The sequence below is a fragment of the Mesotoga infera genome (genome assembly GCA_011045915.1).
GTDB classification, from domain to species: domain Bacteria; phylum Thermotogota; class Thermotogae; order Petrotogales; family Kosmotogaceae; genus Mesotoga; species Mesotoga infera_D.
The window spans coordinates 1-12,723 of sequence record DSBT01000102.1 but is presented as its reverse complement, the minus strand read 5'-3'; the positions used below and the strand labels follow the sequence as shown (position 1 = coordinate 12,723).

Below are 12,723 nucleotides of genomic sequence, written 5' to 3'. Positions count from 1 at the left end.
TCAACCTCCCGTTGCGAACTGTAATAGATTTAGGTTTCCTGTCATAGTGAGGAGTCCCGCCGCAAGTAGAACAACGAAGACCGCCACCTTCACGACCTTCCTCCATTTGCTCTCGCCGCCAAACGAAATCTTGGAAGTAAGTTTTGCCACAAGACCGCTGAGCGTAAGGAAGGGAATGCTTAGGCCGAGCGAATAGACCAACAACATAAGACCACCCTCTGCAATCGCAGATTGATTGGCTGCCAAAACGAGAATCGATCCAAGTATGGGACCGGCACAGGGTACCCATACGAGGCCGAGTACTGCACCCAGGACAAAACCGCTTACAGCAGACCCGCCAAACTTCCAGACGTTCAAATTCACTCCCTTGAGGCCAATTTCAAAGAGATAGAGGAATGCGAAGAGAATGAAGAGACTTCCAGAGATGATATTCATCATGACAACATTCTGCCTGATGAACGTCCCAAGTCCCGTTGCTCCGATTCCAAGTATGAAGAAGAAAATTGACATTCCCAGGGTGAAAAACGCTCCCCTTATGAAACGAGCCTTTGCATCGCTTGCACCACCCATAAGCACTCCGAAAAATACCGGAATCAATGGAAGAATACAAGGAGAGAAGAAAGAAAGCAGTCCCCCTAGAAACGCGCTGCCGTAAGTGACACTGGTAGTTACGATTGGACTGATCATTGGTGATAAACCCAGAGTTCCCGTTGCCACAGAAGTCAATTCATTCATAGTACCCCTCCCGGGTATAGTATAAACTATTTCGTTTTCCATGCAAATGAAATCTTTGTGAAGAAGTGTAGACTAAGGGCGTATCTGCCGATAAGAGCAACCGAGAAAGTGCGTTGTCGAGACGTTCGCTTCGCTCACGAGAAGACAGGAATTTAGAAACCAGTCTGTTGACGCAAGGCGCCGAGGAACATCGGCGGACGCAAGGCTGGCGAAGATCAGGCCAGGTCGCAATGCCCGGGAAAGCATCCGGGGACGCAAGGCAGCCTTCGGCAGGAAGCGATCTGAAAGCCATTCTGCTGAGGCAGGCCAGTCAGGCTTCGCCTGGTCAGTCTTGCCTTCGACGTGGCCAGTTCCGCTTCTTGGGAAAAAGACCCGAAGATCGATTTCTAAAAGAGCGGGTTTACAGGTACGGGTTGCGAAATTCGGGTAAATAAGATCGGGTGGAGCAAGAGCCAAGGCCAGTCTTTGCTTCGCAAACGCAAGTTCAGCTTCGCGGGCTAAGAACCGTTGAAAGCTGTAACAGCCGTCATCCGTGAGCCGTCCAAGAACAAGGACCCGTTCACCTGAAAGATCGAAATCAACAACAAGGTCAGAAGTGATGCCCTGAGAAACGTCCGGGGAATTGATGCCACCTTCGGTGGGACGCAAGGCCTTCTTCGCGGGGAAGCTTTTGTTGGGTTCAACGCTGTCTTCTGCAGCGATCAGCGAATTCTTGTTCTTACGCGCGTAGCGGATCTTCAGGAGCCAGTCACCTTCGGTGGCCAGTCAGGCTTCGCCTAGCCAGTCTCGCCTTCGGCGAGGCCAGTTCCGCTTCGCTGTCTGAAAGCCGCTGAACGCTGTAAGACACTGTTCGCTGTTCTCCGATAAGATCGAGATAAATAAGAGAGGACATTGTCAAACCGTTCGCAACGCTCACGAAAAGCCGACAAAGGAAGATTTCGACATGTCATTCCGTAGAGCCTGCCCTGACACGCACCTGTTAAGGGCTCCTGTAACGGATCTGATTTCTCTGACTGTTTCTTGTAGTCTCGAATATGGTTTTTCTCGAAGCGAAGTTCTCGTATTGATCTCTCTCAATCTTTCACTCGTCCCTTCAGAGCACTCTCCGCACTTCGTGGCTTTTCTCGCTCAAGGGAGGACTTAAGATCAGGATCATCAGGAGCAAACCAAAGTATTCGCACAAGAACCAATACATGATTGGTATTTGACTGCCTGACTTTTAGGTAATGATGAGCATAAACAGCAGGTACGACAGGTTTCGCTGAGGTGAATAATGGGGCTTCGCATTAAACACGAAGCCCAGGCAATAAGTGACACAGAGAAGTTGCGATTCCTTTCGGATTATCGATGTTCAGTTTACTCCATAAGGATTAACTCTCTTCTACACTGTCAGTACTATACAGAGACTGCTGCTTCTAAGACCTTCCCCTGCGCGGACCTGAAGAGTTGAAGGCGGACTAAATCCTTCTACAAATCAGCGCCCGAAATCTCTTCACTTCTCTTCTTCTATTCCAAGCTCTTCAAGGGTCGTTCTCAACCATCTGAGCGATCTTTCGATCAATGGCCCACCCATGCCCTCGCACTCCATGCTGAGAGTTCCGGTGTACCCGCGGTCCCTTAACATGGCGATAATTGTCTTTATGTTGTCTGAATTAACGCCATCTCCAATTGCAGAATGGCTTATGCCGATTCCGGTGTCCTTTCCTCTCATGGCCGCTGCTAGGTCTTCAGAAACATCTTTGATGTGAACATGCTTTATCTTGTCAATGAAGCGCCGGCAGAAGGCCACCGGATCCTGCCCGGCTATGAAGCTGTTGCCCGTGTCGAGATTGAGGCCGAGTCTGTCGCTCTGAACGAAATCGAGCATTTTTTCCAGCAGATCGGGATTGGTGGTGAAATAGCCGTGGACTTCGATATTTATATTTATCTCATACAATTCTGCCGTTTCAACAATTATGCTGTAGGCTCTCTTCATCAACTCAAGCGCCTCGTCTTCGCCAAATCCAGAAGGCTTTTTGAGACCGTCTGTCGTGGCGATGTTTGGACATCCGGCAAGTTTGGCCCACGGGATCGATTTCAGAACGTAGGGAACGCCGTTGTAGAAGCCTTCATTACCGGAAAGGGGATAGGCCGAATCTATCTGTGAAAACCGCACTCCGTACTCCTCCATCTTGATTTTCGTTTTCAGCGGGTCCTCGGAGAGCGAAATGTGAGGAAAGTATCCTAGACCGTGAATCCATGAAACACCGTCTATTATGCCCGGCTCGATATAATGAACGTCATTCTCCTTGGCCCAATTTAGCGCCTTTTCAAAACTAAATACTGCCGAATTGAAAGCATCTGTGTGAAAACCTATCTTCATAGCGATTCCTCCAAGTTTACAGTGAGCGGACTATTTCCTCACGCTCTCTGAAGTATTCAACTGAATCTTTGACGAGCCGATCCATAACTGCGACATTACACGGACCCGTCGAGAGAACATACGGGTCGGGATAGGGGCCGAGGGGCTCAAATGTGATGAATCTTCCTTCTATATTCATACCGGTGAGATAGGCTGCCATAATCGCAGTATCAATATCTATCTGGCCTTTTCCGGGCGCATCTCTGTTGCTGTCGGCAATATGAAGATTCACCAGTCTCTCACCGCACTTTAGAATAGCTTCACCGACGTTTCTTTCTCCGTTCAGCATATGGTATATGTCACCATTCAGTGAGTTTATCAAGGGTTCATCAACTTTCTCCAAATACATCAGAGCTTCATCGATCGTGTGAACCAGACTTACTTCTGCCGACCTAATCGGTTCTATTGCAGGTTTCACTCCGGTATTCTCGAAATAGCTGGCACATCGCTTCAAAGCTTCGGCACTTCTTTCAATCTCGAGGTTGTCAACTGCTTCGGGCCTTCCCACCGCTCCAGGAACTATGATCATGTATACCCCATCGAGGTCGGCAACGTAGCGAGAAACCCGACGAACGTAATCGATTGCATTCTCTTGCGAGTCTATTGAAGCGCTCGAGAGGTCCCTTTCGGGCGAAAACATGCCGCAGGCTCCGGAGACCCTTATTCCGCAGCGCTCAAGGGCTCGTTTCATTTTCTCCTTTGGAACCGATGTGTCGCCCTTTATCTCAACATACTCAAGACCATTTCTCTGAAGCCTTTCGAGAGAGTCTTCGATAGGCTCGGTTCCAAACATCCAGATACTCCATGAAAGAGAAAGCCTGCGTCTAAATCTCTCGGGTCTTCTCTTCTTTTCCTGGACGAACCTCTTCTCAATCTCCTGATTGATCAAGACATAGTTCTGTGGTTTCATGAGTTCTCCTCCCTTACTGATTGAGGCTTTATCTTCTCTTTCTTTTTGTAGGAACTCAGAACACTCACTGCAAGGGAAGCTATTATCAGCACACCGAAGGTTACTGTCTGGAAGTAAGGGTTAACCCTAAGCATATTGAGTGAATTCGATATTATACCCATCAGCAAAACACCAAAGAAGGTGCCGATTATCCGCCCCTTTCCTCCCGCAAGAGGAGTGCCTCCAATAACTACGGCTCCGATCGCCTTCAGCTCGGTTCCACTGCCCGTCGAAGGTTGGGCGGCTCCTATTCTTGAGAGCAATACCATTGATGCAACACCTATAAACAACCCGTTAAGCGCAAAGGCAGTAAGCTTAGCTTTGTTGACGGAGATACCCGAAAGGAAGGCCGCCGATGGATTGCTTCCGACTGCATATGTTCGTCTCCCAAGCTTCGTATACGACAGCATGAAGTGCATCACAATGTACGCGGCGATGCTGATCAGAAAGCTCAACGGCACGATTTGCCAGAGCCTGAAAGTGCCAATAAACTCAAACTGACCGTATATTGTTTGAAAAGAGCCCTTTGTTATCGCAAGCGCAACTCCTTGAAAGACGCTGATGAAGGCCAGTGAAGTAATGAATGAGGGAGCCTTGAACGCTCTCGCAGTTATTCCAACTAATAGGCTATTGAAAACGGCCAGCGCTATTCCAACAAGGACTGCGAGAAGATAGCCGTACCCCCCTTTGATCATCATTGCCATAACGACAGAAGAAAGACCAATATTCGCTCCGACTGAGATGTCTATCTCGCCGGAAATTATCAGCAAGGTCATCCCCGAAGATACGATGCCCAGAACGGCTATCTGTTCAAGAATATTCATCACATTGCTTGTTGTGAAGAATCTTGGGTTTACCAGGCCTGTAATTATGGCTATTGTTACTTCTGCAATGAGCAGATAGAACCACTGGCTCTTTAGAATCGAGCTCCTCTTTCTCGAAAGAATTCTTCTTTTCTGCACATTCGTGTCATCCTTACTCATTATCGTATTCCCTCCTGCGAGCACTAGACACCTATGAAGCGTTTTATCATATCTTCTTCTTCTATGTCTTTGTTCTGAACAATATCGACCAATCTTCCGTTCCTCATGACCCCTATCCTGTCGCTCATCGAAAGCAATTCAGGCATATCCGATGAGATCATGATTATGCATTTGCCTCGTTCGGCAAGCTCAATTATTAGCTCATAGATCTGTTCTCTTGCTCCGATGTCTACGCCTTTTGTCGGTTCGTCGAATATATAGACATCCGAGTCGTCAATCAGCCAGCGACCGATAATAACCTTCTGCTGATTTCCTCCGGAAAGCTCCTCGATCTTCTGAGACTTGTCCTGTGCTGCAACAGAAAGCTTGTTGACAATGTCATCGGTAAGTGTTTCTTCTTCCTTACGATCGAGAAGAAAGCCCTTGAAATTCTCGCTGTGCACTAGAGCCGTATTCTCAACGATATCTCTTCCTCCGAGCATGCCCAGTTTCTTTCTATCCTCAGTGATCAAAGCGATTCCATGTCTGACAGCATCGTGCGGAGACTTTATCTTCAATTTCTTGCCGTTGAGAAGTATCTCTCCTTCATCGGCCCTGTCAGCTCCGAAGAGAATATTCACCAGTTCACTTCTTCCCGATCCGACCAGTCCCCCAATTCCGAAAACCTCGCCTCTCTTTACTGAGAAAGTAACACTGTCGACTACTCCCCAGCTGGATATGTTTTTAACTTCAAGAGCAACATCGCCAATATCAACTTTCTTTCTCCTGTAGAATAGAGAGGCATCTCTTCCCACCATCTTCCTGATGATCTCTTCAACGGTTATGTTTTCAATTGAGAAAGTTCCCATGCTCCTTCCGTCCTTAAGGACGGTGACTCTGTCTCCTATTTCGAAAATCTCTTCAAGGTAATGAGAGATGTACACGATGCCGATACCGCGATCTCGCAGATTTCTTACGATATCCATGAGAGCCTTCGTTTCGTCCATTCCTAAAGAGCTGGTCGGTTCATCCATTATCAGAACCTTCGCGTCTCTGTAAAGAGCCTTGACAATTTGCAGCATCTGCTTCTGAGAAGCCGAGAGCTCTTCAACAAGAACATTGGTCGGGAGGTGCATCTTCAGAGCCTCGATGATTTCATTCACTTTATCCGTCTGTCTCTTGGTGTCAACAACAAATGGAAGTCTCCCTGTTAACTCATCGCCGAGATAGACATTATCGGAAACGGTAAGAGAGTCTACCAGTTCGGCATCCTGATATATTGTAGAAATACCCATCTCTATTGACTGGCGCGGAGTTAGGCCCTCGACTCTTTTGCCATCGATTTTTATCAGCCCGGCCTCGGGTGAAATCGCTCCGGAAAGAATCTTGATCAATGTGGATTTTCCGGCCCCATTCTCTCCAACCAGGCAATGAACCTCTCCCGGAAGAAGCTCAAATGATACGTCATTAAGAGCCTTATGGTTTCCGTAAATTTTCGTGGCCTTCTCCATTTCGACTATCGGATTTCTCTGCATATCTTTTCACCCTTATCAAAAGATTATCTAAAAGGGGGGACGAAGAGCTCTGCTCTCATCCCCCCTGGAATCTCGATTCTGTATCAGTAAAGCGAATTGTATTGCGGGAAGTACTCTCTTGTCAGATCTATCCAGACTGGATCGACATCCCAGGGAACTACTTTCGTCTTGTCATCTATCGTTTCGGGAGTGATCGGAGTGTTGGGCAGGAGGATCTGCTGATTCAGATCGGTTATGAGTTCCTGAGTGTAAGCATGGAGCGCAAGGAAAGATACGAATCCTTCCCAACCGGGTGAAGTCGAGATCGAGTAATCGATGCTTCCTTCTTTGATAAGCTCAATTCCGTAGGGTGCACCGTTTGTTGTGATTACCCTGATCGGGTTGTTTAGCAGACCTCTTGTCTTCAACATTCTGACAACCGCCGCTGCCATTTCCTCGTTGAAGATGAAAAGGTTGGAGAATTCGTAACCGGACTCGATCAAATCCTGAGCTTGATCGACGGCAACAGTAGGAGTATACTGGCCATCTCTGATTGCAACGATCTCGTTCTTTCCCAGTTCTTCAACTTTCGGTTCGAAAGTGTTTCTGAACATCTGAACGGGAACGTGCTCGAAAAGTCCCATGATGCAAGCAATATTTTCGCCCGGATATTTGTCTGCGATGTAGTTGGCGATGTTTTCTCCCATACCTTCCCAGTCAAAGTCAATACATGCAACTATATCGTCGTCTGACTGGAGGACCTGACCAACGTTGTCTGTTACAACTAGAGGTATCCCTGCCTTCGCGGCTTCTCTTGCGGCAATGAAAGCACCATTAGGGTTGAAAGAGAAGACACACATACCGTCAACACCCATGTTTACCAGAGTGTTGATATTCGTAATCTCTTTCTCTGTATCATAGTCGGAGTTAAGTACGATCACTTCTACGCCGACGAGACTTGCCGCATACTCGAATCCTTCAACATCCTTTCTGTACCACGTATCGGGTCCCGGAGTCACGTAACCATAAGTAAGACCTGCAAGAAGAGCTTCTCCTCCAAGGATCACTGCAAGTAGAAGAAGAAGCATTACCGAACGCCTGACATGTCTCATAGCTTTACCTCCTTTTTGGAAAATGAATTGACAAATACTATCGGGGAATGCCCGGAACAATTATATCAATGATGGACGTTGTTGAAGAATTCCACTAACGCCTCCTGTAATTCGACAAAGGACGATTACAGACCTAATTGGTCGAATAGAGCCAAATATCCTTCTTATCTGAAAAATTGCGAGTTCGACGCGAGTTATTCTTTGCTTTGAGCAATAAATTATTCGTGGCTTTTTCTTTGGGTCGCGAAGGACAAAGTTCTAATTCTGCAATGATATACTGTTTTTGATCCCGTACCATGTGTGAGAGGCAGGTCGAAGCAATATTCCCGTTGCGGATCTTTACTGTCAGGCTTTTGGCTTTGTGGATTTTGGCAGTGAATCTCTCCGTGTGATCGCTGACAACACCTGTTCAACTACGAAGCAATCATTTAGGGGGGAAGAAAGATGGAAGGATTTGTAGTGGTTCCAGGAGGTAGAATATGGTATGAAGTTAAGGGCGGAGATACTGAAGGTATCCCGCTGCTAACGATTCATGGCGGACCGGGCGTTCCTCACAACTACTTGGAGACACTCGAAACACTTAACAACGAAAGACCTGTGGTATTCTACGACCAGCTGGGTTGCGGAAAATCAGACAGAACTTCAGAGAAATCTCTGTGGAGAATCGAGCGCTTTGTCGAGGAGATAGAGCTTTTGCGAAGTGAATTAGCCTACCCGGAAATTCACCTGCTAGGGCAGTCCTGGGGAACAATTCTTGCCTGCGAATACGCTCTGAAATATCCTGAGACTGTCAAGAGCATCGTTCTCTCAGGTCCGGCAATGAGTATTTCAAGATTCGAAAGCGATGCCAGAAGGCTAATGGAGAAGCTTAAAGTTTCATCTAGAGAGGCAATCAGTAGAGCAGAGAAAAGCGGCAACTTCAACCAAGAAGATTATCAGAAAGCAGTGTCGGAGTTCTACGGCAAGTTCGTTTGCAGAATGGAACCATGGCCAGAGTGCATGAATGAGGCCGTCGCAGGCATGGGGGAAGACGTCTACAATTATATGTACGGACCTAGCGAATTCACCGTAACCGGTGTCCTGAAGGGTTACGACTGCAGTTCGCGGCTCGGCAAAATCAGCTGTCCCGTTCTGCTGACCTGCGGCGAGCACGACGAGGCAACACCGGAGGCAACCGCTTTCTACAGAGAGAAGTTTCCGAACGCTGTAATGAGAGTATTTGAAGAGGCTTCTCATGAGCACCATCTCGAAAAGCCGTTCGAATATATCAGGGAAGTTAGACAGTTCCTGACCCGTGCTGAATCGAAATCTTAACGGAACCTGTTTTCAAGATCGTCGCCGCTCTTTTGAGAGTCCTCTGGTACAGCAATAAGGGTCAGTTCTATCGAATCGAAGGTGTGTAAATGATCAGCTCCGTGCCGGTCGGGATACTTCGTACTCTTGTGAGGTCGGGGTTGTATTCCATAATCTCAGAGGCGCTAATTCCATACATTTCGGCTATGGACCTCAATGTCTCGTTCCACCCTATTGTATGAATGAATCCAGTTCCCACGGACCAGTTGTTGTCTACTTCAGCATTTATTACATGCCTGTCCATCACGTAATCCATCATGATTTCCGAGATGTCGAGCATGATGTTTCTTTGAACGGGCCTGCCTTCAAACATGTAATATCCGCCTCCGCCACCTGCTCTATAGCTGTTCAAGACGATCTCATATGTCTCGTTCATATCGAGAGGCTTTCCATTTCTCCTCAGGCTGAGAACTCTCTCTCCGAGAGGTCTATCCACGGCGATTATGTAATCTATTCCCTCCCACATGTAATAGTCTTTGTGCAAAGACTTTGAATTAATGCAGCCCTCCGAGAGAGCGATCTCATTGTCGGTGTAAGCAAAGCACTCGGCGCTTTTCTCGAGGGCGGCCTTGATATCTGCGCCAGTTACTCTAAGTACTTTCAGGGTACTTGAAGAGGGATAGACAGAAATAATATCGCGAAAAGTGATGGGTCCCGTCATCCATCCAGTAATCTCGTCCGTTAGGATCGAGGCACAAGAAATACTCGCGCCTGATGCTTCCATCTGCACCTTGTTGATAAACTCAACTAGAGCATTGTCTTTCAACGCGGCTTCAAAATGGTCTCCTATATAGAAGTCTCCCACGGCGAAACCGGCACGCTGATCGAGCCAGTTCTGAACATGGTTCTCGAAATCTCCGAGCTTTTCCATCAAAGCTATGTCTGCATTATATGCCCTCATCGACACAAGACCTGCGGATCTGTCGATAATCTGCCAGCCACCATCTCTCTTCTCAAGTCCCAGTTCAACTCTGCCGACGAAGCTTCCTCGACTCGAAGGCTGAGAAACAACAACTCCATCTACTATCTCCGAAATGGTTCTGTGCTGATAACCGGTCAACATCACATCAATTCCCTCGACTCGTTTCAGTATCTCGTAACCGACATTTTCTCCAGAAAGCTCTTCGGTGGGCTCCCCAGTTGCCAGATCTCTTTCAAAACCTCCGTGGTAAGCGACTATTAAAACATCTGCCTCTTCTCTCAGCAAAGCAACGTATTTCTCAGCGACACAAACAGGATCCAGAAAGGAAAGACCGGCAATATGTTCGGGATCTTCCCATTTCTGTGTGAGAGTCGTTGTAAGGCCGAGAATCGCGATCCTTAGCTTCTCATCGTCACTTTCGAGGGTGAGTATCTCATAGGGGGGGAAGACAGGATCTTCACTGCCTTCAAAGACCACGTTTGCACAAAGAAAGGGGAACTCTGCGCAATTTACAGCTTCCTCAAGAAGCTTTGGCCCGTAGCTGAACTCATGACTCCCTATTACGGAAGCGGTAAATCCAATCATGTTCATGGCACTTATTACGGGATTGACAGTAGAGTCATCCATTCTTGCAAAGTAGTATGAAAAAGGGGTTCCCTGAATCAGGTCTCCCGTATCTATGACAATCGTACTCGGATTGGTCGATCTCATATGATTAACGAAACTCGACACCTTTGCCAGCCCCACATCGGCGAATTCCCCGGTTGTATAATCTATTGGGAAGACGTTTCCATGAATGTCACTCGTATGGATAATCGTGAGCAAAAGATTAGAAGCAAGCAACAGAGTTGAGAAAGAGATAATGAAGATTAAAGAAAGCAGTCTCCGCATTTCATCCTCCCTTCATCTCGAACTGGCGCAGTCCGGCGAGAAATGAAAGCGGGATGCCTGAGCATCCCGCAGAGTTCTATCGCTCTTCTAGCTTCGAATCGATCATGAAGATTCCATTCACGTGGTCGCCGACCATTTTCAGCCTCTTGACTATGTTCCTGAATGTCTTCTCTTCCTCCACCTGCTCCGTGACATACCACTGAAGAAAATCATTCGTAGCGTAATCCCCGTCTTCATCGGAAATAGTAACGAGATTGTTGATCCTTGAAGTTATATATTTCTCATGTTCAAGCCCTTTTTCGAACACATCGAAAATCGACTTGTATTCAATAGTCGGTTTCTCGATGCCAGGAATATCAACGGTTGCATCTACGTCCTTAAGGTAGTCAATGAACTTCATTGCGTGTTCTTCTTCTTCTTTTGCCTGTTTCCACATGAAGTTCTCCGTTCCAAAGTATCCATTCTTGTGAGCCCAGGCGGCCATACCCATGTAAATGAACGCAGATTCAAACTCGGCCTTTATCTGGGCGTTGATTTCCTTTTCCATTCTTGCTGTTATCATACTCAGCCTCCTTCTCAATTCTGTATAAACGTCAACACTTCCTTCATGATATTTTACCACCCCGAAGAGAAGTCACAAACTATCTTAATGAGAAGTACCCGAAACGTCGCGGAAAGCTGTTCTAATAGACTTATACATTCAAGCTTTTTCTCGATTACTCATCGGCTTTCGATTTGGATTGACAATCTCATAAAGGTATAATTTCTACATCGTGATAACCTGATTTCACTACAAAGGGGGTAATGACAGTGAGGAAGATTTTCTTGTTCTTCTCAGTACTGCTGATTGCAGCGGCGCTGATGGCTGCACCACTGAAAGTAGCTTTTATCTACGTAGCACCGGTCGGCGACGGTGGCTGGAGCACCATGCACAATGCCGGTAGGCTTCACGTCGAGGCAGTCTTCGGGGACCAGGTTGTAACTGATTTCATTGAGAGCGTTCCTGAAGGGGCAGAAGCGGAAGTTGTTTTCAGAGGATACGCTCAGAGAGGCTATGACCTTGTCTTCGGAACAAGCTTCGGTTATATGGACAGCATGGTCAAGGTTGCGCAGGCTTTCCCGGATTCAACCTTCATGCACTGTTCCGGTTACATGACTACCGACAATCTCGGGACTTATTTCGGCAGAATGTACGAGCCGAGATTTCTCAGCGGACTGATCGCCGGAGCTATGACTGAGAGCAATATCATCGGTTACGTTGCCGCATATCCAATACCCGAGGTTATTCGCGGAATCAACGCCTTCGCGATGGGTGTGCAGTATGTCAATCCCGATGCAAAGGTCCATGTTGTTTGGTCCAACACCTGGTTCGATCCTGCGAGAGAAAAAGAAGCCGCAGAATCTCTTCTTGACGTAGGCGCAGATGTTATCACACAGCATCAGGATTCACCCTCTCCACAGCAGGCGGCAGAAGACAGAGGCGCGCTTTCAATAGGATACAACAGCGACATGACCGCCTTCGCTCCAAACGCATTCCTCGCAGCCCCTGTATGGAATTGGGGTCCCTTCTACGAGTACGTAGTGAGAAACGTGATTGAGGGAACCTGGACCAACGAACAGTACTGGGGAGGCATCAAGGAAGGTGTCGTCGAAATCTTCGTCGGTGAACTCGTCCCCGAAGGTATCGCAAAGCTCGTGAAGTCAATGAGAGAGGCAATCGTCCAGGGGCTTATGCATCCCTTCGACGGACCTGTTTACGACCAGACGGGTGCGCTGAGATATGCAGAAGGCGAGAAGCCTACCGACGCAGAGCTTCTCAGCATGGATTGGTTTGTAAGCAACGTAGTGGGAAAGATTCAATAACAATTGTGAGGGGCCGCCCGG

Annotated in this window: 11 protein-coding genes; 2 read left to right on the top strand and 9 right to left on the bottom strand. The window is 47.5% G+C overall.

All coding sequences use genetic code 11. The features are described 5' to 3' along the window. The 7 genes from ENN47_03455 to ENN47_03425 all read right to left on the bottom strand — a co-directional run bounded on the left by ENN47_03455 (position 1) and on the right by ENN47_03425 (position 7,673). A complete protein-coding gene (locus ENN47_03455) occupies positions 1–735 on the bottom strand; it encodes a cytochrome c biogenesis protein CcdA (GenBank protein ID HDP77237.1) in 735 nt (244 codons plus the stop codon). Positions 736–807: 72 nt separating this feature from the next. Further along, a complete protein-coding gene (locus ENN47_03450) occupies positions 808–1,383 on the bottom strand; it encodes a hypothetical protein (GenBank protein ID HDP77236.1) in 576 nt (191 codons plus the stop codon). An 844-nt stretch (positions 1,384–2,227) separates the two neighbouring features. Then, positions 2,228–3,097 carry a sugar phosphate isomerase/epimerase gene (locus ENN47_03445; protein HDP77235.1) on the bottom strand — a complete coding sequence of 290 codons (870 nt, stop codon included), beginning with the start codon at positions 3,095–3,097 and terminating at the stop codon, positions 2,228–2,230. 16 nt (positions 3,098–3,113) lie between these two features. Beyond that, entirely contained in the window at positions 3,114–4,046 is a 933-nt protein-coding gene (locus tag ENN47_03440) for a sugar phosphate isomerase/epimerase (protein ID HDP77234.1), read from the bottom strand. Next, a complete protein-coding gene (locus tag ENN47_03435) occupies positions 4,043–5,068 on the bottom strand; it encodes an ABC transporter permease (GenBank protein ID HDP77233.1) in 1,026 nt (341 codons plus the stop codon). The genes ENN47_03440 and ENN47_03435 overlap by 4 nt, the downstream gene beginning before the upstream one ends. 23 nt (positions 5,069–5,091) lie before the next feature. Then, positions 5,092–6,582 carry a sugar ABC transporter ATP-binding protein gene (locus tag ENN47_03430; protein HDP77232.1) on the bottom strand — a complete coding sequence of 497 codons (1,491 nt, stop codon included), beginning with the start codon at positions 6,580–6,582 and terminating at the stop codon, positions 5,092–5,094. An 83-nt stretch (positions 6,583–6,665) separates the two neighbouring features. Next, positions 6,666–7,673: a sugar ABC transporter substrate-binding protein gene (locus tag ENN47_03425; protein ID HDP77231.1), complete on the bottom strand. Its 1,008-nt coding sequence runs from the start codon at positions 7,671–7,673 to the stop codon at positions 6,666–6,668. 444 nt (positions 7,674–8,117) lie between these two features. Here ENN47_03425 and ENN47_03420 point away from each other — a divergent pair, with 444 nt between their 5' ends. Then, positions 8,118–8,987, top strand: a complete 870-nt coding sequence (locus ENN47_03420; GenBank protein ID HDP77230.1) for an alpha/beta fold hydrolase — start codon at positions 8,118–8,120, stop codon at positions 8,985–8,987. 67 nt (positions 8,988–9,054) lie between these two features. Here the strand turns inward: ENN47_03420 and ENN47_03415 are convergent, their stop codons facing one another. Both ENN47_03415 and ENN47_03410 read right to left on the bottom strand, forming a co-directional pair. Beyond that, positions 9,055–10,839: a LysM peptidoglycan-binding domain-containing protein gene (locus tag ENN47_03415; GenBank protein HDP77229.1), complete on the bottom strand. Its 1,785-nt coding sequence runs from the start codon at positions 10,837–10,839 to the stop codon at positions 9,055–9,057. A 76-nt stretch (positions 10,840–10,915) separates the two neighbouring features. Then, complete coding sequence (locus ENN47_03410) at positions 10,916–11,401, bottom strand: ferritin (protein ID HDP77228.1); 486 nt, start codon at positions 11,399–11,401, stop codon at positions 10,916–10,918. A 248-nt stretch (positions 11,402–11,649) separates the two neighbouring features. On the opposite strand from ENN47_03410, the gene ENN47_03405 reads away from it, so the two are divergent. After that, positions 11,650–12,702, top strand: coding sequence for a BMP family ABC transporter substrate-binding protein (locus tag ENN47_03405; GenBank protein HDP77227.1), 1,053 nt, complete (start codon positions 11,650–11,652; stop codon positions 12,700–12,702). Positions 12,703–12,723: the final 21 nt, after the last annotated feature.